Here is a 25,867-nt window from a genome sequence, read left to right on the forward strand (position 1 = left end):
TACTATGAGCAACATACTTATTGCGGCTTCCATCGTCACTTACAACAACAATGAGAAAGTTTTGCTGGAGGCGGTAAACAGTTTTCTGAACACCACATTGCCTGTTAAGCTATACATTGTAGACAACTCCCCGACTGACAGGCTGGCTCCGCTGTTCACAGACAACCGCATCGAGTATATTTTCAATAACAAAAACTTGGGTTTCGGGAAAGCGCATAATATAGCGATGCGTAGGGCAATGCAAGCAGGTATACCCTATTACCTGGTGCTCAACCCCGATGTATATTTCGGGCCTGGTGTGTTGGAGGGCTTGTGCAAGCATATGCAAGCTAACCCGGAGGTAGGCCAGCTGATGCCTAAGGTGCTCTACCCTAATGGCGAAACCCAGTACCTATGCAAGCTGCTTCCTACGCCAGCAGACTTTTTTGTGCGCCGCTTTATAAAAGACGAGGCCAAACTGGAGAAGCTGAACGGAAAATTTGAGCTGCGCTTTACTGGCTACGATCACACCATGAATGTGCCTTATCTCTCGGGCTGCTTTATGTTTCTGCGTGTCAAGGCCCTGAAGGAGGTGGGCTTGTTTGACGAGCGCATCTTTATGTACTCCGAGGACACCGACCTGACGCGGCGTGTGCATCAGAAATACAAGACACAGTTTTTTCCCGATGTGCAGATTTACCACCACTTTGCAAAGGGATCACACAAAAACCTAAAGCTACTCTTCTTCGCCCTTCATGGGGCTTTCATTTACTTCACTAAGTGGGGCTGGTTCTTCGACCGTGAGCGAGACCGCATCAACAACCAGATGCTTGCGCAGTACGGTCAGAAACCGGGCAAGTCAAATGGCCTGAAGCTGCTGCTAACGATGCTGCTTGCTTTTTTTTTGCCCTGGTCTATGACGGTCACCAGTGGGGCAACAATAGTACTGGCGGTGCTGGCATTAACAGAGGGAGGGTTCAAACGGAAATTATCGCAAATCAGAAAACAGAGGGCCTTGCTTCTGCTTCTGCTGTTTTTCGGGGTGTATGCCCTTTCCACCCTCATCTCGGATGATAAGGGGGCTGCCTTATTCGGCTTAGAAAAGAAGCTTTCGCTCTTACTGCTTCCATTGGTTTTTGTTGGGAATGCCTTTTCGGCGCACAACCGGCAGCGCATACTGCTGGCTTTTGTGCTGAGTGTGGTAATGGTTAGCGTTTACTGTCTGGCTTATGCCATCTACCGCAACTATACCATAGGTGATCCGGCTACCTTGCCTTACTCCTTTGCGCAGAACTTTGGCGTACGCAACACAGGTAGTATTTACTGGGATTATTTCTCTTACAGCGAGCTGGCACGGCCTGCCAGATTGCATCCGACGTACCTGTCCATGTTCACTATTTTCTCCCTTTTTATCCTGATGGAGCGATTGGTGACGGGGACCTATACCCGCATACATACCATACTCCAGTGGCTTGCCGCGGCCTTTCTGCTGATTTTCACATTGCTACTCTCTTCCCGCATTGCCCTGCTGGGGATGTTCATATCTGCAGGCTTCTTTGCTTATCTCTATTATCGCACACATGGCGTTAATCGCAAGCAGATGGTAGTAGCCATTGGGTTGTGCGCCGGTGTGTTTTTATTACTTCTGGCTTTGCCTGTAACGCGTTACCGCATCCTTAACGAAACATCCAAACTACTCACGCAGAAAGATACAGCCGAAAGTGAAACTGGTGTAAGTCAGCGCACTGTTACATGGGAGCATGCCCTGCAACTGAGCAAAGAACATTGGCTGACCGGGCTTGGTGTAGGAGATGTACAGCATGCACTGGATAATAGCTACGAGAGACATGGATATCCAGAGCTGAAAGGATTCAACAGCCATAACCAGTACTTGCAAACATGGCTGGCTACAGGTATAGCAGGCCTAATTATCCTGCTGCTGCTCTGCTTAAATGCCCTGTATACCGGCGTACGGCATCGTGACCGGCTAGCTGTGACGTTGGTTGTATTACTCATCGTGACCAGCCTTACAGAAGCAATACTGGAGGCAAATAAAGGGATTGTATTTATAGGGTTGTTTTACTGCCTGTTACTTACTGTACCATCTCAATCAACTGCAGTAGAAAAAGGGTAAATTAAATTTAGCTGATCGGCCACTATAACTGAGGCTACTCATGCTTCGCTCGTACGTATCTGTAAAATGCGAAGGGCCTGGAAGATACAACTTCCAGGCCCTTCGCATTTTTTAATGGAGTGCTTACATCCCTTTAAAGCGTACTACGACGCTAATAGTTTTCAGCAGAACCTTAATATCCATCATGATGGAACGGTTTTTCAGATAGTACAAGTCGTATTGCACCTTCATGAGGGCGTCCTGTGTATTAGACCCGTATTTGTAGATGGCCTGTGCCCATCCTGTGATACCTGGTTTGGCCAGATGGCGTGTATCGTAAAAAGGAATTTCTTTTTTCAATTGCTGCACAAACACGGGTCTTTCCGGCCTTGGCCCAATCAGGCTCATGTCACCTTTCAGTACACTCCAGGCCTGTGGCAATTCATCGATACGCGATCTGCGCAAAAACCTGCCTACTGACGTAATGCGGCTGTCGTTTTGCTGTGCCCAGGCAGCGCCGTTTTTCTCTGCATCTACTACCATAGAGCGGAACTTAGTGATACAAAAGGTCTTTCCATATAAGCCTACACGTTCCTGCTTGTAGAAAAGCGGACCTCTGCTGCCAAAGAAGTTGCTCACATACACAAATGGAATTAGAACTACACAAAGGAGCGTACCAACCAAGCCAAAGCAGATGTCAAGCGCTCTCGAAAAGGTCAAGTAGGCTCTTCTGAAATTGTTACGGTTGTAAGGAAACGCCAGGTGGAAATTCTGTGCTGCCGCGTTGATCAACACACGGCCAGTTAATCTCTCATAAAAATCGCTTAGTGAGGTCACAGCTGCACCATTCATTCTGCATTTGGTAAGTTCGCGCAGTGCCGCCGAGTTGTTAGTTTCTGAAGTCTCCTCCACAATAATTTCGTCTATCTTGAGTCGTCTCACAAGTTTAGCGAAGTCATTTGTTCCGTTTACAATACGCACCCCTTTGTAAACGACCTCTTTTGTGTCGGAATCTATTATGCCGACTACTTTATAACCCAAATGGAAGTTAAAGGCATCACCGTTGGCAAATACATCTATAAGTGATTTGCTCGACCAGCCGGCTCCAACTACAAGCACACGCTTTAAAAAGATCGGTCTGTCCAGCAGCCTGAAGTAAGTATAGCGCCACACCACGAGTGGTGCGATCACATTAAAGGCAAACAAGAAAACAGCCAGCTTACTGTCAGGCAAGGACGGTGTAAACCAGGGAGAAGCCAGGTAGGCAAGAATTGTGAGCGAGGAGGCTACCAGCAGATACTTAAGCGTGGAATAGAAATTATCGATGTTTTCTAGACTGTACAGGTCAAAGACATAGGAGAAGAAACTCCAGAAAACAACGCCGGAAAGCAACCACCCATAGTAGTCAGAAATAAGTTCTTTCGCACCAATTTCTGGGTATAGCCAGGTGCAGTATGCCCCAATGGCTACCAGAATAAACAGCATGTCTATCAGATAGAGCAGCGATTTGCGGTCTGCAATCTCAAATGCAAAAGATCTCCGTTTGTTAGGTACAAGTGAGTTTACTTTTCTAAAAAGAGGCGCAGCAAATAAGTTTGTTTCAGTTTGTTTTGTAGAGGCAGTAGTACTCATTTTAAATCTGTTATCTAAAACGTAATCAAAATCAAGACATTTGTTTATATACGTTAGATCCTGATTTTGTATAAATGGTTGCATACCGGTCAAAATTTTAAAACCTTTTTTCACGCATGCCGGTTATGCGGGGGCAAAAGTACGGATTTATAAGATATAAGCAGTACTATATTTAATGTTAGGAGATTTTATTTTAATTTATCTATAATAAACTCACCATAAGCATAAACCGAGCCAACCTTATTCATATTTCTGCATACTTAACGCCATATATAATAAATTTAGGACACATACAGGGTGTAGAAAGATATTCCTGCATTTGCTCCTGTTTTAGTAACTTCGCCTTCAAAGTTGAAAACATGAGCAAGGAAAAACCTTCTATACCGAAAGGAACCCGTGACTTTGGCCCCGCCGTGGTGGTCAAGCGCAACTATATATTTGGCGTCATCAAGCGCACCTTCGAGAAATTCGGCTACCTGCCGCTTGAGACGCCCGCCATGGAGCAACTGTCGGTGCTGACGGGCAAGTATGGCGACGAGGGCGACCAGCTGATCTTCAAAATCCTGAACTCCGGAGATTTCCTGTCTAAAACTTCGGCCGCCGATATCGAGCAAGGTTCGAAGCATGTTACCCGCAGAATTTCTGAAAAAGCGCTTCGTTACGACCTGACCGTGCCTTTTGCCCGCTTCGTGGTGATGAACCGCAACGAGATCAGCTTCCCCTTTAAGCGTTACCAGATACAGCCGGTTTGGCGTGCCGACCGTCCGCAGCGGGGTCGTTACCGCGAATTTTACCAGTGCGATGCCGATGTAGTAGGCACCAACTCCCTGCTGTGCGAGGCCGAGATCGTGCAGATGATCGACGAGGTGCTGAGTACACTGGGTATGACGGACTTTACCATCAAGATCAACCACCGTGGTGTGCTGGCAGGTATAGCCCAGGCCATTGGGGAGAAAGGCCGTGAAGGAGACATCTGCGTGGCCATCGACAAGCTTGACAAGATTGGGGCGGATGGTGTGCGCAAAGAACTGCTGGAGCGAGGTATAGCCGAGAGCGCTGTGGATAAATTGGAGCCGCTTTATGATCTGAAAGGCACAAACCAAGAAATACTGGCCCAACTGCAAACCCTGCTGGGCAACACGGAAGAAGGCCAGCGCGGTCTGAGAGACCTGCTAGAGGTATGGGAGTACCTGGATAACCTGGGCAGCGATGCGCTTACAACGCAGAATCCGTCTGGTCAGCCACGCCTGCAGTTGGACGTCACACTGGCACGTGGCCTCTCCTACTACACCGGCTGCATCTTCGAGGTAAAGGTGAACAACGCGAACATGGGCAGCATCAGCGGCGGTGGCCGTTATGATAACCTGACGGGTATGTTCGGTATGCCGGGCGTATCAGGTGTGGGCTTCTCGTTTGGCGTGGACCGCATCTATGATGTGCTGGAGGAACTGCAGCTGTTCCCGGCCAGCAGCGAGGTGGGCACCAAAGTGCTGATCGTGCAGTTTGACAAGGAATCAGAGCGCTACGCCCTGCCGCTGCTACAGAAACTGCGCAATGCAGGTATAGCTTCGGAGCTATACCCGGAAAGCGCCAAGCTGAAAAAGCAGATGACTTACGCTGACCAGAAAAATATCCCGTTTGTGCTGCTGATCGGTTCCGAGGAAATGGCTTCCGGCAAGCTGAAACTGCGTGACATGCAAACCGGCGAGCAGGATGAGCTTTACATCGACGACATCATTGCCCAGTTGAAATCCGAAGAGAAATAACCGACCACATGAGCGACGTTCACCATATCTCCAGTCAGCACCTGAGCCTGGAACGCATCGAGGAAATCATCAGCCGTAGGTATACCCTGGCCCTGTCACAAGAGGCGGAGGAGCGCATTTTGCACTGCTACAACTACCTGCACCGCAAGATCGCCAGCACCGACAAGAGCATCTATGGCATCAACACCGGTTTTGGCTCGCTTTACAAAAAGCAGATTTCGCACGATAACCTCGAACAGCTGCAGCGCAACCTGGTGATGTCGCATGCCTGCGGAATGGGTGACGAAGTGCCGGCGGAGGTGGTGAAACTGATGCTGTTGCTGAAGATCCAGTCACTGGCCTATGGCAACAGCGGGGTGCAGTTGCAGACGGTGAAACGCCTGATTGACTTCTATAACCGCGATATTTACCCGATCGTGTACCAGCAGGGCTCGCTTGGGGCTAGCGGCGACCTGGCTCCGCTGGCGCACCTTTGCCTGCCGCTGATCGGTTTGGGCGAGGTATACTACCAGGGCTACCGACTGGAGAGCCGCCACGTGCTCGAGATGTTCAGTTGGGAGCCGATCGCCCTGCAGGCCAAAGAAGGTCTCGCCTTGCTCAACGGTACACAGTTTATGAGTGCCTATGGCGTATATTGCGTCTTGCAGGCCTTTCGTCTGTCCAAAGCTGCTGATGTGGTGGGTGCATTGTCACTCGATGCCTTCGATGGCCGCATCGAACCGTTCAATCACCTGATCCACCAGGCGCGTCCGCATAAGGGGCAACTGGAGACGGCGGCCATTTTCCGCCACCTGCTGCAGGGCAGCGAACTGATCAGCCAGTTTAAGCAGCACGTGCAGGACCCCTACTCCTTCCGCTGCATTCCGCAGGTACACGGCGCCTCCAAAGACGCTATCCGCTATGCCGAAGGCGTGATCCTGACCGAGATCAATTCCGTGACCGACAACCCGAACATCTTCCCGGATGAGGACGAGATCATTTCAGGCGGCAACTTCCATGGGCAGCCGCTGGCCCTGGCGCTCGACTTCCTGGCGATTGCATTGGCAGAACTGGGCAGTATATCGGAGCGCCGCACCTACCAACTGATCTCCGGCAGCCGCGGTTTGCCGGACTTCCTGGTGGCGGAGCCTGGCCTGAACTCGGGCTTCATGATCACGCAGTACACGGCCGCTTCTATCGTGAGCCAGACCAAACAGCTTTGCACCCCGGCATCCATCGACACCATCCCCTCATCCAACGGGCAGGAGGACCACGTGAGCATGGGATCCAATGCCGCTACGAAGCTTTATAAGGTGGTGCAGAATGTGGAGCGCGTGCTGGCTATTGAGCTAATGAATGCTGCGCAAGCGATGGAATTCAGACGTCCGCTACGCACTGCCTCGCAACTGGAGCAACTAATGGCCGATTTCCGGGAGCAGATTCCTTTTGTGAGCACCGACCGTGTGATGCATCCGGACATGGAGCACAGCGTGGCTTTTCTCAGAACATGCCGTTTGCCTGTTGCACAGGCTTAGATAGCACTTTATATTACCGGAAATCCGCAGCAGGCCTTAAAACCGTTGCGGATTTCTCTTTTATAGGCTTTTCTCCTATACCTTGCTTAACTATATTCGTAGCATACCTATTTCGATCGCTTGAGACTGCTGCTTTTCATATCATTTCTTTTGGCCGCTATACCTGTAGTGGGGCAGCAAGGCTGCTTTCGGGCTTTTCAGAATGGGCAGGAAGTGAAGGTGATCTGCGTTGGTATACCTGTTTTTTTCGAGGATTGCAGCTCGGATCAGAATGTGAAGTACACGACTTTCTATGATCCGGGACCTAATGCATTTGACCCTCAGAATTATGAGCAGAGCAAATTAGTCAATCGTGGCGCTGACGGACGTTTTCAGTATACCTACACGAAGCCGGGCAAATACATCATCACGCAGATCATCAACCGCGGTGGTGGCCAAAACACGACCATCGAACCGCAGGCGTTTGAAGTGGTGGCCACCCCTCCTCCCGGTTTTACCCTACAGTCCTGCGCGAGCCGATCGGTTCAGGTAACGATTGCCGACACCGGCTACGACCAGTATGACATCGATTATGGCGACAATACCGTGGTGCGGGGTGTGAAAGCCGGAGAACAAACGCGCTATACCTACCAGGGCACCACTTCCTCCTATACCATTCGTGTGCAGGGAAGGTATACGGGCAGCTCCTGCGAGACGAGCAGTACGAGCACGGACACACTCCTGCCGACGCCTCCCACACCAATCATCGCGCAGTTGGAAGTGCTGCGGGAAGCGGCAGACGGCGAGCTCCTGTTTGCGCTCAATAATTTGCAGCCGGGCTACCGCTACGTGCTGGAGCGACGCAATATGGCTTCCGGAAATTTCGAGGCCATCTACACAAGCGCACCGCTCACGCAAACCAGATGGGCAGACTTCAGGATCGGCAATGTGGACACCCGGCAGCCCATCAAGTTCCGGATCCGGCCTGCCGATGACTGTGGCAATCAACTGCCCATCTTTTCAGAGCCCGTCAGTAGCCTGGTCTTGGGCGTGCAGACAGGTAATGAACTGGCAAACCTCCGTTGGTCAGGTATAGCAGGTGGGGTGCAGCGCTACCAGGTATACCGCGACGGCAACCAGCTTGCTGAACTGAACAGCAACACGACCACCTACACCGACCCCAACCTGAAATGCGGCCAAAACTACTGCTACCAGGTCATCAGCACCCTGAATAACGGGCAAAGCCGCTCGATCTCCGCTTCCCGCTGCATACAGGCCACTTCCACCGCCACACCACCCGCCGGCTACCTGTACAGCACGTATGACGAAAACAACCAGGTACAAATTACCCTGGCCGTACCGCAAGGCCAGACAGTTAGCCTGGTTCGCTACCAGCGTAGCATCGATGGGGTGCCGTTTACTGATCTGGCAACCAGCGAGCAGGCGGTATATACGGACCCATTGCAGCCATTGAATCCGGTGTGTTACCGCGCCAACTATACCAATCTCTGTGAACGCAGTGCACCTCTCAGCAATACCACTTGCCCCATATACCTGATCGCGCAGCCCCAGGAAAACTCCCCGAACATCACGTTGGGCTGGACGGGTTACGTGGGTTTTCCGGATGGGGTGGGCAGCTATACCCTGGAACTGCTGGACACCAACAACCGTGTCGTCCGCAACCTACCTGTTTCTGGCAACACCTACCTGGAGCGCAACCCGAGCGATGAACTGCAGGAGGTGCGCTACCGTATTCAGGTGACTTCCGGTAATGGCAGTGCCCGTTCTTACTCCAATATTGTGGTGATTCAGCAGCCCGTGCAGGTGCACATCCCGAATGCGTTTACCCCCAACGACGACGGCCTAAATGATGTGTTCGAAGTGAAAGGCCGGTTTATCAAATCCTTCAGCATCAAGGTATACAGCCACATGGGGCAGGTCGTGTTCGCTTCAGACGACCGCAGCACCAGCTGGGACGGCACCAACCAAGGCAAACCAATGCCTGCAGGTGCTTACGCCTACGAGGTGAACATTGTAAGTAACTCCGGGGAGACAAAGCAGCGCATCGGTACTGTTACCTTGCTGCGCTAAATAATAGGCAGTCTATGACCAGAAAAGAAATCATTGAGCATTACATCAGGGCTTATAACAGCTTCGATGTGCCGGGTATGCTGCTATACCTGCATGAAGAAGTGGCGTTCAGAAACATATCAAATGGCGAAGTCAACCTGTCGCTGCAAGGTATAGACGCCTTTCGGGAACAGGCTGAGCGAGCTGCAAAGCTGTTCGGGGAGCGGGAACAAGTGGTGCTTCAGTATCAGGAGCAGGAAAACGAAGCAGAAGTCGTGATAGCTTACCGGGCCGTGCTAGCCACAGACTTATCCGAAGAACTGAAAGCAGGCGACACCCTAAAACTGAAGGGGAAAACGATTTTCGGCTTCCGGCAGGACAAGATCATTTCTATAGAAGACCACAGCTGATAAGGCGCAAAAAAGAAGAGCCGGTAAGCCGGCTCCTCTTTTTCACCAAACAACCAAACGTTATCTTCTTAGCAACAGCTTGATACTCTGCATACCTGAGTCGGTAACCAAACGGGCCACATACATGCCATCTGACATGGCTTGCCCCTGTAGTTCATACTCATACAGTTGTTTTGCTTTGGCAGTGCCCTCTCCAACCTTTTTCACAAGTCGGCCGTTCAGGTCGTACACCTCCAGGGTATAAGCCCCGTCTGTTTCCAGCGCAAATGAGATCGTGGTTCTGTCGGAGAAAGCGTTCGGATAGGCCACCAGCTTTGCCACTACTTCTGCACCAGGCAATTGTATACCGAGCGCCTCCAGCTCTGCCTTTGCCAGTAAGTCCGGGTTTTTCGGATCGTAAAGCACCATCGCACCCATACCGATGCGATGGATGGCCGTAGCCTCCTCCGCATCACCCGCCTGGTTGTCGTACACGATCCGGCCGCTCTCTTCTTCCCAGATCATCAGGCGCAGCCGGTCGTTCGGGTTCTTCACATTCAGGGCATGGTTCACGATGGCCACCAGGAAACCATACCCACTCCTGCCGTTGATCGTCCCTTTCCCTTTAAAATTGGCCTCCTGCCCGAACACGATCAAACGCTCAGCTTCAAAGGAAGTGCTCTTAAAATTCAGGTCATTTTCCTTCAGATGAAAGGCGACCTGTCCCTGCACCTCTTCGGTACGGTTCCGGTACTGCACGGCCACGCCAAAATAACCCCTGCCCTCCTGCTGCATATAGTCCAGATGCGTGTTCTGGGGTGAGTGGAGCCAGCCGGCAGCTGCCACGATGCGGTCATCAGGGTTGTAAACAGCTACTTTGTGTGTGGCCGAATTCATGCCGCAGTCGTTGCCGTAACTGGCGTTCACTTCATAAAAACCAGCTGCAGTTGGCCAATCCGTAGTGATTTGGTTGGTGCCTTGTCCGCCCAGTGTGACGGCTTCCGGCCCTTCCACGGCCCAGGTATAGGAAGTAGCTTTCGTGCTCTCCAAGGTATAGGTGACGTTTTCAGCACCAGCCCGGATCTTGTCCGGACCAGTTATCGCCTGTTGCACCACCGGCACACATGGCGCATCCTGGCTATATTTGATGGTAAAGGCTTTCCTGGTCGTGATGTTTCCATAGTTAAGGCCAATCAGGTATAGGTTATGCTGGGCGTCTAAGATAAAGTCATACAAAAAATCCGACCCCAAACCCAGAACATTATCCGACTCTTTTGTCCAAAGCACCTCCCCGTCTTCACTGTTATGCCTGGCTACTACAAAGGTTCTCCTCATATTGCCAGCCACGTAAACATTCCCCTCGTTGTCCAGCTTTAGCCTTGTGCCGCTTTCACCTTGAATCCATTGTTCATGCCGGTGCGACCATAGCTCAGTTCCGTCGGCCGCATTGTACTTAAGGATGGAAATCTGCATGCCGTTCGCATCACTTTGGTTGATGCCTGCCACGTACACGCCGCCCGCTTTGTCAACAGCGATCGCCTCTGGCACATCGCGCCTGCCATCAGTTCCGTAAGTTGATACCCATACCTCTTTGCCATCCTCTGCATTGTATTTGATGGTTGCGAAATTGTTAACAAACGATTTGTTTCCCGTTACATAGATGCCCCCAGCTCCATCAGCAGCAATAGCTGTCGGATATCCATTATCGTGTAGGGCAATCCAGCGTTCTTCGCCATTAGCGCTGCTATACCTGATGGTAGCCATTTTAACCGTTCTATCACTGCCGAACACCGTGCCGGCTGCATACAAGTTGCCATTTCCATCAAGGACAAGGTCTTTGACATGATCACTCCCGGAAGTACCGCCATATTTTTTCTCCCAGACCCTGCTGCCGGAAGCCGCATCAAATTTTGCGGTAAGGAAAGAGCTGATCATCTCAAAACTCACCCTTGGTTTTTCCTCAGCGCCTGCCACATAAACATTTCCGGCATCATCGAGTACCATGGCATTTAATTGAACTGGCACCTCGTAATTTACACGAACCTGAGACCGCCATACCAGCTCACCATCCGTAGCCTGGAGCTTCAGTAGCAGCCCTTTGGAGGTGACCACATACACGCCACCGCCTTTATCCAGGGCAATGAAATTTCTGCTGTAAGCTGTTCGAATGTCCCTGTAATGTTTGTTCCAAAGCATTTCTCCGGAAGCAGCATATTTAACGGCATACACATACTTCTCACCAAATTCAATGGTGATAATTCCAGTTGCGTATGTATTTCCAGCCTCGTCTACCACTACGTCCGTCCCTGTGTACTGAACTGGTCCATTCCAACCGTATCTCTGACTCCAGGCATCGTCCCCGTTCGCGGCATTCATTTTGGTGACCATCATACTTTGGGTTTGGTCGCCGACGTCATTATAAACACTACCTGTCAGGTATAGCCCCCCGTCAATACTGGTTAGCACCATTGACTTCAGATACGGCCGAGTACTTATAAGTCGCTTTTCCCATACTTGTTCACCTGAAGCACCATCGTAACGAATAACAACATAGTTTTCCTTTCCTCCCTGGAAATAGCTGCTACCTGATATAAAAACCCCGTCCTGTCTGTCTACTGCTATCGAAGTTGCCTGGCTGAAATCAGCACCGCTACTACTAGACGTGTTAGACCAGATGATCTCGCCACTTGCTGCGTTTAGCTTTAGCGTTGAAAAAAAGGCTGTGCCGGATTCACTGACGCCTGTCACATAGACGCCTCCGGCACCGTCCAGGGCTATATCACGCCCTGTGCTTCCCCTTGTGTTTCCCCGAAACTTGGTCATCCAACTTTGCTGGCCGGTATTCAAGTCGTACTTCAGGATGATCATGTCATTGTCATTGTGTTTCCCAACAACATAAACACCGGTCTCGTCCAATTCCAGGAGGTGCCCTACTTGCCTCGGCTCGCCACCAATGCGGTGTCCGACTACCCAGGCCTGGGAACCATCCTGACTATTGTATTTGATGGTTGTAATGGCGTTAGCATTAACGATTACATCTGAATCCGGATAGGGTTTGTATTTCTCCAAAGTGCTGCCGGTCAGGTATACGCCACCCCTGTCGTCCACTTTCACATCGGCTATACCGTCTGTCAGGTCGGCGCTTCCACCATACTGCTGCTGCCACTGCAAGGCGCCGGTCGCTGCGTCGAGCTTGACCAATCTGTAGTCTGCGTTCACAGTTGACGCCAGGTATACTCCTCCAGACTTGTCTACTGCTATGCCGGCCACATCGGTCAGGTCTTCATCCTGGCCATACGTTACAGACCATACCTGGCTCCCGTCAGCCGCATTCAACTTAATCACGGTCGCCATCCGGGTTTCCTCCGAGGTGAAAACATCCCGCCAGATTAAAATGCCCGTCACGTATACATTGCCGGCATTGTCAAAGGCAATATCCTGGACCTCTTCATTATAAAGATGTCGGCGAATGTCTTCCTTGTTCCTGAAAGCCCACAACAGTTCCCCGGCAGGGCTATACTTCACGGCTATAATTCGTTTGTTGGCTCGCTCCCCTACTTCACTGTAACCGATCATGTAGATGTTGCCCTCCGTGTCAACGGCTGAGTTTATTATCACGCCCGAGCCAATTGGCGGCGTATCATAGCTTTGCAACCATTCTTGTTTTACGCCTTGCGCCCAAACTGGGGATGCTAAGAAAAAGAAAGCCAATAAGATAAGATAGAGGCGCCAGCTAAGTGCCTCTCTAATGAGGAATAAATGTTTGATCATAGTTTAGTCGTGTTAAATTGTTTTCAAAGGCAAAAAATATAATTGTAATAAGGTCACTAAAAGGAAGGGTGATTGGAAGGATCATGCAGTCAGTGCTACAGACCCAAGCGGCAGGGACAGGTGGCAATGCCTGTGGTAGCGAGACAGAAGCTACAAACCACGAGGCCAGGTATCAAAACCTTTATAAACAGTACTATTCCAAATTAAAATTGGTTACATCAAAAAATTGGTGAATGCATGATTCTTCCGGGTAAACGCTTCCATTTTCCTGACCAGGCGAATACCTGATTAAACTGTGACGCTATACCTACGGGGCTGGCAGCGGATAAAGATTAAATTTTAGTGGCTGCCGATCGCCCTGTAACTAATGTCGCCTTTATGACATTATGCTTGTATATTTGTACAAGCCGAGAGGCTGCTTAACCGTTATATTCGTAAACAACACCAAAAAGAAGATAGACTATGTTTGATATGATGGGCATGATGGGCAAGATGAAAGAAGTCCAGGCCAAAATGAAACAAGCGCAGGACAACCTGCAGCATATTACCGTTACCGCCGAGTCGGGTGCCGGGCTCGTAAAGGCGACCGTGAACGGGCAGCGCAAGCTCCTCAAAATTGAGATCGACGACTCCATTCTGAACACCAACGACCGCGACATGGTGAATGACCTGGTGGTAGCCGCCGTGAACAATGCCATGCTGACGGCAGGCGAGCGCGCCCAGGAAGAACTGAAAAAGAGCACAGAAGGCCTTTTACCTAACATCCCCGGCTTAGATCTAGGAAACTTTGGTCTCTAATCCCAGCCTCACGGCTATTGTCATACTTAACTGGAACGGGCTCCGCTATTTGCAGGAGTTCCTGCCGTCGGTTGTGGAAAACAGTGCGGGCTGCGAGGTAATCGTGGCCGACAATGCCTCTTCCGATGGCTCTATTCCTTTCTTACAGGAGCACTTCCCGCAGGTGCGCATCATCCAAAACGACGATAACTACGGTTTCTGCGAGGGGTACAACATTGCCCTGCGCCAGGTAGATGCCAAGTACTATGTGCTGCTCAACTCGGACGTAGCCGTGCCACCCGGTTGGACGGAGCCGATCATCCAACTGATGGAATCCGATGAGAACATCGCTGTTTGCCAGCCCAAGATCGTTTCGCAGCAGCATCCCGACTTCTTTGAGTATGCTGGTGCAGGCGGCGGTATGCTGGACGCGCTCGGGTACCCTTATTGTCGTGGGCGCCTGTTCGAGACGCTGGAAGAAGACAAAGGGCAGTACAACGATGTAGCAGAGGTGTTCTGGGCAACGGGCGCCTGCATGTTTGTGCGTGCCAACGTGTTTCACGGACTCGGCGGACTGGAGCCCGCTTTTTTTGCGCACATGGAGGAGATCGACTTCTGCTGGCGCGCCAAAAACGTGGGCTATAAGGTAATGTACAACGGCCACAGTCAGGTATACCACGTGGGGGGTGGCACGCTGCATAAGTCAAACCCACGCAAAACCTACCTGAATTTCCGCAACGGACTGGCACTGCTGTACAAAAACCTCCCTGGCGGCGAGCTGTTCGCAACCGTTGTTATACGCATCCTGCTGGACTGGCTGGCGGCCCTGCGCATGCTGGTCGCGGGACAGACGGCAGACGCCAAAGCGGTGCTACGCGCGCACGCCGACCTGCTGCGCAACAGCAAGTATTGGCGCAAGCGCAGAAAAGAACAGCAGCTGAAAGGTACTTTTCCGGCTATGTCGGGCGTTTACAGAGGAAGTATTGTGTGGCGGTACTTTGTGCGCCAGCGGCGCACAGCGCGGGACCTATAGGTCCCAGACAGTGCTACGCTCACGGCGCAGGTGCTTGCTGACGTTCATCCAGAAGGCCATGATAAAGTAGAGAATGATGGGTGAGCCCAGCGTGAAGAACGAAATGTAGATGAAGGACAGGCGAATGCTGCTAGAGGCTATTCCAAGCTTCTCTCCCAACATGGCGCAGACACCAAAAGCCTGAGATTCGATAAAGTATTGTAGCCTTTTCACTTTCGTTTGATTTAAATTTAAAAGTAGGAAATTTATAGAATTTCGTCAAAAAATATCGACGAAAATCATGGTACAGCAGCTAAATAACGCATGCATCCAGCTATATCTTACGTTGGTTACCCAAATCTGATATGAAACATAACAAAAAAAACGCCGCTTTGTTTCTGCCACTCGCCGTGGCGATGCTCTCGGCCAACACAGGCTGCACCCTGCAGCGCATGGTAAAGCAGGCCGAAAAACAGGAGATTGAAGTGACACCTAACCCCCTCGTAGCCAACGGGGAAGAGGTAGTTTTTGAGATGAAGGCCACCCTTCCGGAGAAGATGCTCAGGAAGAACGAGGACTACCGTTACAAGATTGATGTGGTGTACGAGGCCGCCGGTCAGCAGCGCGAGCACCTGGGCGCCCTCAACTTCGACATCGGCAACTACCTGTACGAAAACCGCCGTCCGACCATCACCCAGGAGTTCACGTTCCCTTACGCGCCGCACAAGAACAAAGGCAAACTGCTCGTGCAAGGCACCGTGATCGACAAGCGCAAGCGTGACCGCGTGGCCTATACCCCGGAGGAGCAAGTGGCAACCGGATTGAACACGACCGCTTTGCTGATGGTGCGCAGCAACGACTATACCTACGTACCCGACAACTACAAAACCATCGCCGAGGGGCCAGCCACCATCCTGTTCTATTTCGACGAGAACCAATTCACCACCAAAAGCTACCTGGGTGAGAACCTGCCTGTGCTGGACCAGTATGCCATGGACACCGTTAAACTGCAGAAGATTAAGGTGATCGGCAGCCAGGCGCCCAACGAGAAAGGCACTGACCTGGCTCAAAAACGTGCCAAAGCGCTGGCTGACTACTACCGTAGCAAAGTGAGCCTGCTCGACTATTCCGGTAAAAAAATAGAGATCAGCACGGAAACTGAACCGACCGACTGGGCAACCCTGCTGGAGCGCGTGAACAAATCGGCCCTGCCGAAGGCGCAGAAGCAGGAGGTTAGCGCAATTCTGCAAAACACAGGCTCCGATAAGCAGAAAACGGATGCCCTGCAGCAGAGCGTAGCCTTTGACTACATCCGTCGCTATGTATACCCGACCATGCGCTATGCCCGTGTGGAAGTGGACTACAACCGCGCCCGCAAGTCGGACTACGAGCTATACCTGCTGGCCCGCCGCATTGCCGAAGACAGCCTGAGCGCACAGGCACTTACAGCCGAGGAACTGCAGTACGCCGCTACGCTTACACCCCTGCTGGCCGAGCGCCGCAAGCTATACGAAGCGGCCGTGAAAACCACCGACAAGTGGCCTGCCTACTACAACCTGGGTGTGGTGTATACCGAAATGGCCCGCAAAGAGTACCGACCAAAGGCCAAAGAAGCGCTCTTAGACAAAGCCATCCACAACCTGAATTTTGCCGGCTTCCGCAACCCGACGGCAGAAGTAAACTATGCCCTGGCCAGCGCCTACCATCTGCGGGGTGAGCGAGAGAAGGCTCTGCAGATCTACGACTACGCCATCAAACTGGGTGGTGAACAGGAACTCCTGCACCGCATCTTCACCGACAAAGCCGCTCTGGAAATGGAAATGGGCCTGTATGACGAAGCCATTCGCAGCCTCACTTACTCAGGCGACGACTACCAGACCAACATGAACCTGGGCTTGAGCTATCTGCTGAAAGAGAACTACGAAGGGGCCCGCCAATATTACGAAAAGGCCCTGGAGTTGAAGGAGGAAGATCCGCTGGCGCATTACTCACTCGCCGTGTTGGGCGCGCGCATGCAAAACGAGGGTATGGTACGCATCCACCTGCGCCGGGCCATTCAGCGCGACCGCAGCTACATGGAGCGCGCCTTCGACGACCCGGAATTTGCCGCTTATCACGGGAAACAGTCCTTCCGGGAGGGGATGATACGATAAGTTCCCGCTTATACATTGCAAATTGAAAGAGTTATCTTAATTTTACCAGCTGAACAGAGATTTTAACATTACTATGCGAAGTATACAGTTTAGAGAAGCCCTTCGTGAAGCCATGTCTGAGGAGATGCGCCGCGACAAGAGCGTTTTCCTGATGGGTGAAGAAGTAGCCGAATACAATGGCGCCTACAAAGTGAGCCAGGGCATGCTGGACGAATTTGGTCCGGAGCGTGTAATTGACACTCCTATTGCCGAGCTTGGCTTTGCCGGTATCGGTGTGGGTGCCTCCATGAACGGCCTGCGTCCGATCATTGAGTTTATGACCTTCAACTTCTCGTTGGTGGCCATTGACCAGGTGATCAACTCTGCCGCCAAAATGATGTCGATGTCAGGTGGTCAGTACTCCTGCCCGATCGTATTCCGCGGACCAACCGGTAGCGCCGGTATGCTGTCTTCGCAGCACTCCCAGAACTTCGAAAACTGGTATGCCAACACCCCTGGTTTGAAAGTAGTGGTTCCATCTAACCCATACGATGCCAAAGGTCTGATGAAGTCCGCTATCCGCGACAACGACCCGGTTATTTTCATGGAGTCGGAGCAGATGTACGGCGATAAAGGCGAAGTGCCTGAAGAAGAATACCTGATCCCGATCGGTGTGGCTGACATCAAGCGCGAAGGCACGGACGTAACCATCGTGTCGTTTGGCAAGATGATGAAAGTGGCCCTGGCTGCTGCCGAAGAACTGGCCAAAGACGGCATCAGTGCCGAAGTAATCGACCTGCGCACCGTGCGCCCGATCGACTACAAAACGCTGATCGAGTCTGTGAAGAAAACCAACCGCATGGTGGTGGTGGAAGAAGCATGGCCACTTGCCTCTATCTCCGCCGAACTGGCCTACCACATCCAGAGCAACGCGTTCGACTACATGGATGCCCCGGTGAAGCGTGTGACCTGCCGCGACGTGCCGCTTCCGTATGCGCCTACTTTGATCGAGGCATCGTTGCCGAACGTAGCCCGTACGATCGAGGCTGTAAAACAAGTAACCTATCAGAAAGCGTAAGCTCGACTGAATTTATAAAAAACGGCCCCTGGTTCTCGGAACCAGGGGCCGTTTTGCTTTAAAACCCGGCACAGTCAGCTGGCGGAACCTGTACGCCGCCGGCCTGCTCGTACACGAGCTTTGCGCCGAGGTGGCCGGTATAGGCCAGAAAACCACTGCCTGCCAGCATGAGCAGCACAACGACTGCCGACAGCAACCGCTTATACCTGTGTACCCAATCTACCGCGAAACCCAGGTCGAGTACGGCAGCACCCGTAAACAGATAGGCCAGGTTGTAGGCGGCCAGTTCGTGGCTTTTCAGCACGGTGGGGTCGCACAGTTTCCGGGACACAATGCCATCGGCCAGGTCGCCGGTGTAGATGCTCAGCCAGGCGCCCGCAGTGCCCGCATAGAGCAGGTAAGCGCCCATGCGGTGCCAAAAGGCAGCTGGCTGCGGCTTCAGAAATACTGCAAGCAGTTTCGCCAGCGTGGCAAAGAGCAACAGCGCTACCGGAAAATGCACCGTGAGAGGATGCCAGGCCTCGGTACGCCAGCTCAGCAGCTCCTCCATAGGGCTAGTCCAGTATGCGCACAGCCACGGGGTCCAGGCGCTGGCCTACTTTTTCCACCTGCACTTCTACCCTGCTGCCTTCCTTCAACTGGTCAAACGCCACGGTCTCTCCATTTCGGGTTAGCGTGGTAGCATCTGTGAAGTAGAGCTCCAGGGTCTTGTTGTCATCGGTCTGCACATAGATCTCTGTTTTCTCAGGCACCGCTTTTTTTACACTGCCTTGGTATGTGCCAGACTCCACGACATCGGTGCCGCCACTATCGCAGCCGTACATAAACAGGGATAGGATGGCAAACACAGCCAGCCAGGATTTCAGAATTTTCATAAGGTATAGGATTTAGGTTAATATTCACGGTTTCTGTTCATACATACCGTAGACTACGTCTGCAGACAATGCAATACATCTTATACGCTATATATTTTATTTGTATACTTCTTTGCAACAATTCGGCTGCTCAATAGGATAGGGTATAGCTAACTGTAAGGTATAACGACTCAGTTCAGACCCGAATCACGCTTCACTTCCACTTTGCCTGTATCCTGGTCCTGCTCTATTTCCTGCTTCTCTACCTTTACAGCCGTGTCGGAGGCCCTGACCCCGCGGTCGTGGGCTTCGGAGTATACCTGTGTGAACTCGGCGCCCAGCAAAAAGATGATGGAGGTATAGTACACCCATACCAGTATGAGCACTAGGGAACCGGCTGCACCGTAGGTATCGGCCAGCGGGTCGTGCTGAAAATAGATGTTGAGTACGAATTTGCCCAGTGTGAACAGAATGGCCGTGACGACAGCGCCCACCCATACATTAGCCCAGCGGATGCGGGCGTCGGGGAGCACTTTGAAGATGGCAGCGAAAATAACCGTGGCAATGGCGATAGACACCAGCATGTTGCCGATGGTCACCAGGTATACGGCGATACCGGAGAGCTCTTGCCGTAGGTAATCGTAGAAAAGCCCGAGCAGCACGTCGATCGACAGGGAAACCAGCAGCAGGAAACCAAAACTCACCACCAGGGCCAGCGACAGCAGGCGGCCGATTACCAGTTTCATGAAGCCTTTCTCTACTTTGGCCTTCACCTTCCAAATGGCGTTGAGCGAATCCTGCAGCGCCACAAACACCGTCGTCGCACTAAAGGCCATCACGAGCACGCCAACCACCGTGCCGATGGTGCTGGCCTCTGACTGGCTGGCGTTCTCGATGATGCTTTGTACCTGGGCGGCACTGTTGCGCCCCACAATACCGCCCACCTGCCTCACCACCTCACCCCGCACGGCCTCCTGCCCGAAAGCAGCACCCGCGATGCGGATGGTGATGATGAGCACGGCCGGTAACGAGAAAATGGTGTAGAACCCGATGATGGCCGCATAGTCGAGCGGGTTGTCGTCGATAAACTTCTTAAAGGTCTGTTTGGTGAGTTCCCAGGTTGTTGTCAGCCTTTTCCGCATGAGGTTTGCCTTTTTGCTATACCCTACACGCATACGGCAAAGCGGTTGCTAAAGGTATAGCCTCCTGCACAAATCGGGCTTAGGCTTTTGGCAGCGACAGCCGGGCCAGGTAGTTGCCATACTCCCCTTCATACAGCAGCTCAAAGGTATAGCCACGCGTTGTCGCATAGTCTTCCAGTATAGCCGGATCGATGAAGAGCCATTTGAACTCGCCGGTCTGGTGTGCTTTGTAGCGCATGTTATAGATGACCTCTCCGTAATAACCTGCATTCAGGTCTAGCAGCACCGAGCCGTCCTCCTCCTCGAACATATACAGTATATCCGAGGACTCGAGCAGAATCTGCCCTCCGGGGTTAAGCAGCGTTTTGGCATGCTCCAGAAAGCGCTCCAGCCCTTCCAGGTCACCGGCTATACCTATCCCGTTCATGAGCAGCAATAGTGTGTCGTAGCGCTGGCCGGCCAGTTTAAATAAATCCTGCTGCAGCACCTGCTTTATACCTTGCTCCAGCATCGCCTGCACTGCCCCGCCCGAAAGATCAAGGGCCGTTACATCCACTCCGCGCTCCTGCAGGGCAAGGCTATGGCAGCCGGCGCCGGCGCCAACGTCCAGCACGCGTCCCCGGCACTGTTCTAGTGCCAGCAGTTCCAACTCGGGCATTTCCTCCGGTGTCCGGAACAGGTAGGACACTTTTATTTCATCGTCTTCGGTCAGGTTGCTCTCCACCACAATCTTCGCCTTGCGGTTACCGGCCATAAAGTCCAGTATAGCGGCCCCTACCGGGTCGTTGGTCATCTCCATGCTGTCTGTATATTTTCTGCAAAGAAAAGAATTATCCTCCTTTGTTGCACTAAAGTTGAACTTATCCAATTATATATTTTACTCCATATTAAATCACCCGCCTTATTATCAATCATTTAGGTATAAAAAAACAGCATTACCCGTTGCACTAATCAGAAATTTATGTAGATTGGCAATCAATAATCGACCTAAACCTGCGTTTACCTATGAGCACAACCACCTATAGCCATCTCCAATTGATGAATCCAATGCTTGAAAGCCGATACCTGAAACTGGAAGAGTCGCGTAACCGGCTGATCGGGGAGTTGGAGGGGCTGGATGAAGAGCTTCTGAACCGGCCCGCCTCCGCTGGCAAGTGGTCTATCAACCAGACGGTGGCGCACCTGATTCAGGTGGAGCAACTGACCAATAGCTACATACAACGCAAAGTGCAGGAGGAACAACTGGAGTCTGCCTCACTGGCGCACAGCCTTAGGTCGCTATTGCTTCGAGTTGCGCTGCATTCGGGCATGAAGTTTAAGGCGCCTGCCGCAGTGGCGAAAGTACCTGCCTATGCCAGCTTGAACTCGCTGCGCATACAGTGGGACGCGGCCCGCTACCAACTGGAGGATACTCTGACCGAGCTACCCCGGCAACAGTTGGACAAGTGCGTTTTCCGACACCCCTACGCAGGTATGCTCAACATTTACCAAACACTTGATTTCCTACAGGATCACTTCACCCACCATGCCCGGCAGATCACCCGCATGCGCCGGCAGTGGCTCCAGTAGCCGGCCCTAAAAGTCTCCTAACTCCATCTTCCTGATCACCAGTCCACTACCTCCGGCGCGCAAACCCGTGATGTGGCCTTCTCCGTCCAACTGCAGCATCACCTCGATCTGGCTTGGGGACGGATGGCGCATGAGGTAGCCCTGGTGTATCAGAAAATTGGCTTTGCTTTGCTGAAGATGATCGTGCAGGTAGCAGGCAAGCGGACCCGCGGCCATACCCGTGGCTGACTCTTCGGGTATACCATAGCTTGGGGCGAACATGCGGGCGCTTGCATCGGCCAAAGCAGTAGCTGTTGTAAAGACGTAGAAGCCCACTAAACCTGCCTTATCTGATACAGCTCGGATAAGCTCCTGGTCAGGTTGCAAATGATGCAGGGTGCTCTCGTCGGGCACAGGCACCAATAAAAAAGGAACACCCGTGCTGGCAACGACGGGTATAGACGGGAAGCTGAAGCCTTCCGGAAGCCCAAGGGCAGCGGCAATCAGGTGCAGGTTAATGCCTGCTGCCTCGATTGGGGTATACTGCGGTGGCAATTGCGCCTGGTATACCTTGCCCGCCTCAAAACTGATCTGGCGGGTGCCCTCTATGGATTCTTTCACGGCGCTCCCGTTTAGCAGCAACCCCTTTTGCCACAGCAGGCTAAAGGCTGCCACTGTCGCGTGCCCACAATGCGGGATCTGCTTCAGGGGTGTGTAAAACTCAACTTTCACATCCCCTACTTCTGAGGCTGACACAAAAGCTGTTTCGGAAAGCCCCAGCATGGCGGCTATTTTCTGGCGCCTCTCGCGTGGGAGCCTGTCTGCAAAAAGCACCACGCCGGCCGTGTTGCCTCCGTTTGGTTGCTCTGTAAAGGCTTTGACAAGGTATAGCTCGGGTGTTAAGGTCTGCGTGTCGGACATAGGGTGTGTGCTGTTAAAAAGGTGTTTCACTACTTGGCCGTTTCGCTTTCTTTCAGCGCGGCAAACTCCATCTGGATGGTCTTAATGCGGACTTCGGTCTCGTCGGGCAGCTCGTCGAAGGCCTCTTTGCGCTGGTTCAGCTCTTCGAGCACGGCAGCGGCCATCTCCCAGTCCTGTTGCTGCCAGTTTTTGCTTCTTGCCCGCACATTGCTCATAAAGTTCTGGTAGGCCTGCTCAACATTAGTCGCGGTTAAAGCCGTGCCGTTAGCGTACTGCCCAAGCAAATCGCGTTCCCATTTCGTTAACTCAGCCTCACGGTTTGCCAGGCGGTCCCGCTCTTTTTCACGGGCTTTGAAATCTGCCTTGATCTGCTCATAATCAGCCCGCAGCTTTTCTGAAAAGCCTTCCTGCTTACGGTCCAGCTCCTCGGTCCGCTGCTTGAAGTCTTCTTTTGTTCTTTTCCAGTCTTCTTCCGTCCGTTCTTCCAGTTTGCTCGTCTGGGCGTTTACCCAGGACCGGAACTCGTTCACATCGCCCTCTATCTCGTGCTCGCGTGTGGCCGTGCAGGCGCTCACAAACAGGAGAAAGTAGAGTACAAAAGCGCCATCCCTGAAGCGCGGTATTGCCAGTTTAAAAAATCGTGACAAGCACAGTCGAAAATCTGAAGTCATACAACTATTAATCATTTGTTATCAAGCATTTCCGTTTTTCGGCGTTTCAACAAGAAAATATACCTACGTATTTAGTGTATTCAAAACTAATACTATAAATGGTTCGTAATTAATTCTGAAAGGTTGCTAGAATCCAATTATAAACTATCTAATCACATAACCGGATAGTCCATAGATTAAATATCGGCTGCTTTCCTATCAGGGCGCAGCAACAGCTAGAATAGCTTGCACTACGAGTATGCGTTAAAAGGCACAAGTGTAGTGTAAGCTATTGCTTTTATATATACTTCACTGGTTAGGATTTGGATAAACTTCTGGCTTAGATTTCCTGCATTTCCCCATTCGCAATCAAACCCTAGCTGAACCGTTTGCTCCCGGTATAACGTATGCTGCAACGTGAAGCGTAATCCCTATGACAGAACAACAAAAAGACTATATGCGGGAGGCCATCCGGCTATCCGTTGAGAAAATGGAAGCTGGTTTTGGCGGACCTTTTGGTGCGGTGGTCGTGCGGGACGGTGAGATCATAGCCCGTGGGTATAACAATGTGCTGGCGACCAACGACCCCACCGCCCATGCCGAGGTGGACGTGATCCGAAAGGCCTGCCAGGCGCTCGGCACTTTTCAACTAACAGACTGTGAACTCTACACCAGTTGCGAACCCTGCCCGATGTGCCTAGGTGCCATTTATTGGGCCCGCCCCCGCAAGGTATACTATGCCAACACCAAAGACGATGCCGCCAAAGCTGGTTTCGACGACCAGTTCATCTACGACGAGATCGACAAAGAAGCGCCCGACCGGTCAATTCCTATGGAGCAGATGCTGCGCGAAGAAGCGCAGGAGGCTTTTGAAAAATGGGTTGCAAAGGAGGACAAGCAGGTATACTGAGCCCGCTACAGGTATAGCCTTGGGACTTACAGGTATAGCCGCAAGCAGATGCTGCAATAACAGACAACCAGTTCAGGTATAACTGGGCACTCAGCCTGGTAAAGAGGGAGACTCATACTGCGCTAAACGAAAAAGGCTGAGCTTATACCTGCTCAGCCTTTTTGCTTATACCTTGAAAACCGCTTAGCGACGTCCGCCCATCATTTTGGCAAGGTTGGCCATACCGCCTTTGGTACCGGCCATCTTGTTCATGGAGCGCATCATCTTGCGCATGTCGTTGAACTGCTTCATCAGGTTGTTCACCTGCGTAATATCCGTACCGGAACCTTTCGCAATACGGGCACGGCGACTACCGCTAATCATATCCGGGTTCTCGCGCTCCTGTGGTGTCATAGATTTGATGATCGCTTCGATCGGTTTGAAAGCGCCTTCGTCGATCTCCACATCCTTCAAAGCTTTGCCAACACCCGGGATCATACCTACCAGGTCTTTGATGTCACCCATCTTCTTGATCTGCTCGAGTTGGGTCAGGAAGTCGTCGAAGTTGAACTGGTTCTTGCGGATCTTTTTGTTGATGCGCTTCGCCTCGTCCTCGTCGAAAGCCTGCTGCGCACGCTCTACGAGGGAGATCACGTCACCCATGCCGAGAATACGCTGTGCCATACGATCCGGATAGAACAGGTCGAGAGCTTCCATCTTCTCACCCGTCGAGATGAACTTGATCGGCTTCTCCACTACCGCGCGAATGGAAAGGGCCGCACCGCCGCGTGAGTCACCGTCGAGCTTGGTCAGCACCACGCCGTCGAAGTTAATGCGCTCGTTGAAGGTCTTGGCTGTGTTCACCGCATCCTGACCGGTCATGGAGTCCACCACGAACAGGGTCTCGGTTGGCTTCACGGCGGCCTTGATCTCGGCTATTTCTTTCATCATCGCCTCGTCCACGGCCAAACGACCGGCGGTGTCAATGATGACTACTTTCTTGTTGGTCTTTTTAGCGTGCGCCACCGCGTTGAGGGCGATCTGAACCGGGTTTTTGTTCTCCAGCTCGGTATAGGCCTCAACCCCAACTTGCTCGGCCAGCACCTGCAGCTGGTTGATCGCAGCCGGACGGTACACGTCACAGGCAGCTACCAGCACACCACGGCCCTGTTTTTTAAGGTAGTTGGCCAGCTTGCCGGTAAAGGTGGTTTTACCAGAACCCTGCAGACCCGCGATCAGGATGATAGCCGGCTCGCCTTTCAGGTTGATGTCCTGCTTCTGGCCACCCATCAGCTCGGTCAACTCTTCATAAACGATCTTCACCATCAACTGGCCCGGCGATACGGAGATCAACACGTCACGGCCCATGGCCTCGTCCTTGATCTTGTCGGTTACCGTTTTGGCTACTTTATAGTTTACGTCGGCATCCACCAGGGCACGGCGTACCTCTTTGATGGTGGCGGCTACGTTGATCTCGGTGATGCTTCCCTGGCCTTTGAGGGTTTTAAAGGCGCGGTCTAGTTTGTTACTTAAATTATCAAACATCTCTCTAATTCTGGATTTACCTACAAAACTAAGGAATATCAGGAATAGTTGCTATAGCAATAATGAATGACGAAAGATTAATCGTTATTCATTAATCACTATTCAT

Annotated in this window: 21 protein-coding genes; 11 read left to right on the forward strand and 10 right to left on the reverse strand. The window is 52.0% G+C overall.

Annotation, left to right across the window (positions count from 1 at the left end):
• The first annotated feature begins 4 nt into the window (after positions 1-4).
• On the forward strand, positions 5-2,113 hold the full coding sequence (locus IEV97_RS16855) for an O-antigen ligase family protein (protein ID WP_188502669.1): 2,109 nt from the start codon (positions 5-7) through the stop codon (positions 2,111-2,113).
• A gap of 123 nt (positions 2,114-2,236) precedes the next feature.
• On the opposite strand, the gene IEV97_RS16860 is transcribed toward IEV97_RS16855, so the two are convergent.
• A complete protein-coding gene (locus tag IEV97_RS16860; RefSeq protein WP_188502670.1) occupies positions 2,237-3,838 on the reverse strand; it encodes a sugar transferase in 1,602 nt (533 codons plus the stop codon).
• 245 nt (positions 3,839-4,083) lie between these two features.
• Here IEV97_RS16860 and hisS point away from each other — a divergent pair, with 245 nt between their 5' ends.
• The 4 genes from hisS to IEV97_RS16880 all read left to right on the forward strand — a co-directional run bounded on the left by hisS (position 4,084) and on the right by IEV97_RS16880 (position 9,463).
• Positions 4,084-5,490 carry a histidine--tRNA ligase gene (gene hisS / locus IEV97_RS16865; RefSeq protein ID WP_188502671.1) on the forward strand — a complete coding sequence of 469 codons (1,407 nt, stop codon included), beginning with the start codon at positions 4,084-4,086 and terminating at the stop codon, positions 5,488-5,490.
• An 8-nt stretch (positions 5,491-5,498) separates the two neighbouring features.
• Complete coding sequence (gene hutH, locus IEV97_RS16870) at positions 5,499-7,004, forward strand: histidine ammonia-lyase (protein ID WP_188502672.1); 1,506 nt, start codon at positions 5,499-5,501, stop codon at positions 7,002-7,004.
• Between the two features lie 120 nt (positions 7,005-7,124).
• On the forward strand, positions 7,125-9,074 hold the full coding sequence (locus IEV97_RS16875; RefSeq protein WP_188502673.1) for a T9SS type B sorting domain-containing protein: 1,950 nt from the start codon (positions 7,125-7,127) through the stop codon (positions 9,072-9,074).
• A 14-nt stretch (positions 9,075-9,088) separates the two neighbouring features.
• A complete protein-coding gene (locus IEV97_RS16880) occupies positions 9,089-9,463 on the forward strand; it encodes a nuclear transport factor 2 family protein (protein WP_188502674.1) in 375 nt (124 codons plus the stop codon).
• Positions 9,464-9,523: 60 nt separating this feature from the next.
• Here the strand turns inward: IEV97_RS16880 and IEV97_RS16885 are convergent, their stop codons facing one another.
• Positions 9,524-13,213, reverse strand: coding sequence for an outer membrane protein assembly factor BamB family protein (locus IEV97_RS16885; protein WP_188502675.1), 3,690 nt, complete (start codon positions 13,211-13,213; stop codon positions 9,524-9,526).
• Between the two features lie 462 nt (positions 13,214-13,675).
• On the opposite strand from IEV97_RS16885, the gene IEV97_RS16890 reads away from it, so the two are divergent.
• Both IEV97_RS16890 and IEV97_RS16895 read left to right on the forward strand, forming a co-directional pair.
• On the forward strand, positions 13,676-14,011 hold the full coding sequence (locus IEV97_RS16890) for a YbaB/EbfC family nucleoid-associated protein (RefSeq protein WP_101446985.1): 336 nt from the start codon (positions 13,676-13,678) through the stop codon (positions 14,009-14,011).
• Positions 14,001-15,023, forward strand: coding sequence for a glycosyltransferase family 2 protein (locus IEV97_RS16895; RefSeq protein WP_188502676.1), 1,023 nt, complete (start codon positions 14,001-14,003; stop codon positions 15,021-15,023). Before IEV97_RS16890 ends, IEV97_RS16895 begins: the two co-directional genes overlap by 11 nt.
• Here IEV97_RS16895 and IEV97_RS16900 read toward each other — a convergent pair.
• Positions 15,018-15,236: a PspC domain-containing protein gene (locus tag IEV97_RS16900; RefSeq protein ID WP_007654962.1), complete on the reverse strand. Its 219-nt coding sequence runs from the start codon at positions 15,234-15,236 to the stop codon at positions 15,018-15,020. The genes IEV97_RS16895 and IEV97_RS16900 overlap by 6 nt on opposite strands.
• 131 nt (positions 15,237-15,367) lie before the next feature.
• Between IEV97_RS16900 and IEV97_RS16905 the strand changes: the two genes are divergently transcribed.
• A complete protein-coding gene (locus IEV97_RS16905; RefSeq protein WP_188502677.1) occupies positions 15,368-17,155 on the forward strand; it encodes a tetratricopeptide repeat protein in 1,788 nt (595 codons plus the stop codon).
• A 73-nt stretch (positions 17,156-17,228) separates the two neighbouring features.
• Positions 17,229-18,212, forward strand: a complete 984-nt coding sequence (locus tag IEV97_RS16910; protein WP_188502678.1) for a pyruvate dehydrogenase complex E1 component subunit beta — start codon at positions 17,229-17,231, stop codon at positions 18,210-18,212.
• Positions 18,213-18,270: 58 nt separating this feature from the next.
• Here the strand turns inward: IEV97_RS16910 and IEV97_RS16915 are convergent, their stop codons facing one another.
• The 4 genes from IEV97_RS16915 to IEV97_RS16930 form a co-directional block, all read right to left on the reverse strand.
• Positions 18,271-18,762, reverse strand: coding sequence for a DUF2231 domain-containing protein (locus tag IEV97_RS16915; RefSeq protein ID WP_188502679.1), 492 nt, complete (start codon positions 18,760-18,762; stop codon positions 18,271-18,273).
• A gap of 4 nt (positions 18,763-18,766) precedes the next feature.
• Positions 18,767-19,087: a hypothetical protein gene (locus IEV97_RS16920; RefSeq protein WP_188502680.1), complete on the reverse strand. Its 321-nt coding sequence runs from the start codon at positions 19,085-19,087 to the stop codon at positions 18,767-18,769.
• Between the two features lie 170 nt (positions 19,088-19,257).
• Positions 19,258-20,208 carry a YihY/virulence factor BrkB family protein gene (locus IEV97_RS16925; protein WP_188502681.1) on the reverse strand — a complete coding sequence of 317 codons (951 nt, stop codon included), beginning with the start codon at positions 20,206-20,208 and terminating at the stop codon, positions 19,258-19,260.
• Positions 20,209-20,287: 79 nt separating this feature from the next.
• Positions 20,288-21,007, reverse strand: a complete 720-nt coding sequence (locus IEV97_RS16930; protein WP_229734002.1) for a class I SAM-dependent methyltransferase — start codon at positions 21,005-21,007, stop codon at positions 20,288-20,290.
• Between the two features lie 206 nt (positions 21,008-21,213).
• On the opposite strand from IEV97_RS16930, the gene IEV97_RS16935 reads away from it, so the two are divergent.
• Positions 21,214-21,777, forward strand: a complete 564-nt coding sequence (locus IEV97_RS16935; RefSeq protein WP_229734003.1) for a DinB family protein — start codon at positions 21,214-21,216, stop codon at positions 21,775-21,777.
• 6 nt (positions 21,778-21,783) lie between these two features.
• Here the strand turns inward: IEV97_RS16935 and IEV97_RS16940 are convergent, their stop codons facing one another.
• Positions 21,784-22,677 carry a PhzF family phenazine biosynthesis protein gene (locus tag IEV97_RS16940; protein ID WP_188502683.1) on the reverse strand — a complete coding sequence of 298 codons (894 nt, stop codon included), beginning with the start codon at positions 22,675-22,677 and terminating at the stop codon, positions 21,784-21,786.
• A gap of 29 nt (positions 22,678-22,706) precedes the next feature.
• The gene (locus tag IEV97_RS16945; RefSeq protein ID WP_229734004.1) at positions 22,707-23,324 is read right to left on the reverse strand and encodes a hypothetical protein; all 618 of its coding nucleotides are present in this window, start codon (positions 23,322-23,324) and stop codon (positions 22,707-22,709) included.
• Positions 23,325-23,760: 436 nt separating this feature from the next.
• Here IEV97_RS16945 and IEV97_RS16950 point away from each other — a divergent pair, with 436 nt between their 5' ends.
• The gene (locus IEV97_RS16950; protein ID WP_188502685.1) at positions 23,761-24,237 is read left to right on the forward strand and encodes a nucleoside deaminase; all 477 of its coding nucleotides are present in this window, start codon (positions 23,761-23,763) and stop codon (positions 24,235-24,237) included.
• Positions 24,238-24,420: 183 nt separating this feature from the next.
• On the opposite strand, the gene ffh is transcribed toward IEV97_RS16950, so the two are convergent.
• On the reverse strand, positions 24,421-25,761 hold the full coding sequence (gene ffh, locus IEV97_RS16955) for a signal recognition particle protein (RefSeq protein ID WP_116544565.1): 1,341 nt from the start codon (positions 25,759-25,761) through the stop codon (positions 24,421-24,423).
• Positions 25,762-25,867 lie beyond the last annotated feature (106 nt).

The sequence above is a fragment of the Pontibacter amylolyticus genome (genome assembly GCF_014638845.1).
In the GTDB taxonomy this organism is placed as follows: domain Bacteria; phylum Bacteroidota; class Bacteroidia; order Cytophagales; family Hymenobacteraceae; genus Pontibacter; species Pontibacter amylolyticus.

Coding starts and splice junctions, on each gene's coding strand:
- IEV97_RS16950 (WP_188502685.1), top strand. CDS start 23,761: ATGACAGAACAACAAAAAGACTATATGCGGGAGGCCATCCGGCTATCC.
- ffh (WP_116544565.1), bottom strand. CDS start 25,761: ATGTTTGATAATTTAAGTAACAAACTAGACCGCGCCTTTAAAACCCTC.
- IEV97_RS16880 (WP_188502674.1), top strand. CDS start 9,089: ATGACCAGAAAAGAAATCATTGAGCATTACATCAGGGCTTATAACAGC.
- IEV97_RS16885 (WP_188502675.1), bottom strand. CDS start 13,213: ATGATCAAACATTTATTCCTCATTAGAGAGGCACTTAGCTGGCGCCTC.
- IEV97_RS16855 (WP_188502669.1), top strand. CDS start 5: ATGAGCAACATACTTATTGCGGCTTCCATCGTCACTTACAACAACAAT.
- IEV97_RS16915 (WP_188502679.1), bottom strand. CDS start 18,762: ATGGAGGAGCTGCTGAGCTGGCGTACCGAGGCCTGGCATCCTCTCACG.
- IEV97_RS16920 (WP_188502680.1), bottom strand. CDS start 19,087: ATGAAAATTCTGAAATCCTGGCTGGCTGTGTTTGCCATCCTATCCCTG.
- hutH (WP_188502672.1), top strand. CDS start 5,499: ATGAGCGACGTTCACCATATCTCCAGTCAGCACCTGAGCCTGGAACGC.
- IEV97_RS16905 (WP_188502677.1), top strand. CDS start 15,368: ATGAAACATAACAAAAAAAACGCCGCTTTGTTTCTGCCACTCGCCGTG.
- IEV97_RS16930 (WP_229734002.1), bottom strand. CDS start 21,007: ATGGAGATGACCAACGACCCGGTAGGGGCCGCTATACTGGACTTTATG.
- IEV97_RS16925 (WP_188502681.1), bottom strand. CDS start 20,208: ATGCGGAAAAGGCTGACAACAACCTGGGAACTCACCAAACAGACCTTT.
- IEV97_RS16935 (WP_229734003.1), top strand. CDS start 21,214: ATGAGCACAACCACCTATAGCCATCTCCAATTGATGAATCCAATGCTT.
- IEV97_RS16940 (WP_188502683.1), bottom strand. CDS start 22,677: ATGTCCGACACGCAGACCTTAACACCCGAGCTATACCTTGTCAAAGCC.
- IEV97_RS16910 (WP_188502678.1), top strand. CDS start 17,229: ATGCGAAGTATACAGTTTAGAGAAGCCCTTCGTGAAGCCATGTCTGAG.
- IEV97_RS16890 (WP_101446985.1), top strand. CDS start 13,676: ATGTTTGATATGATGGGCATGATGGGCAAGATGAAAGAAGTCCAGGCC.
- hisS (WP_188502671.1), top strand. CDS start 4,084: ATGAGCAAGGAAAAACCTTCTATACCGAAAGGAACCCGTGACTTTGGC.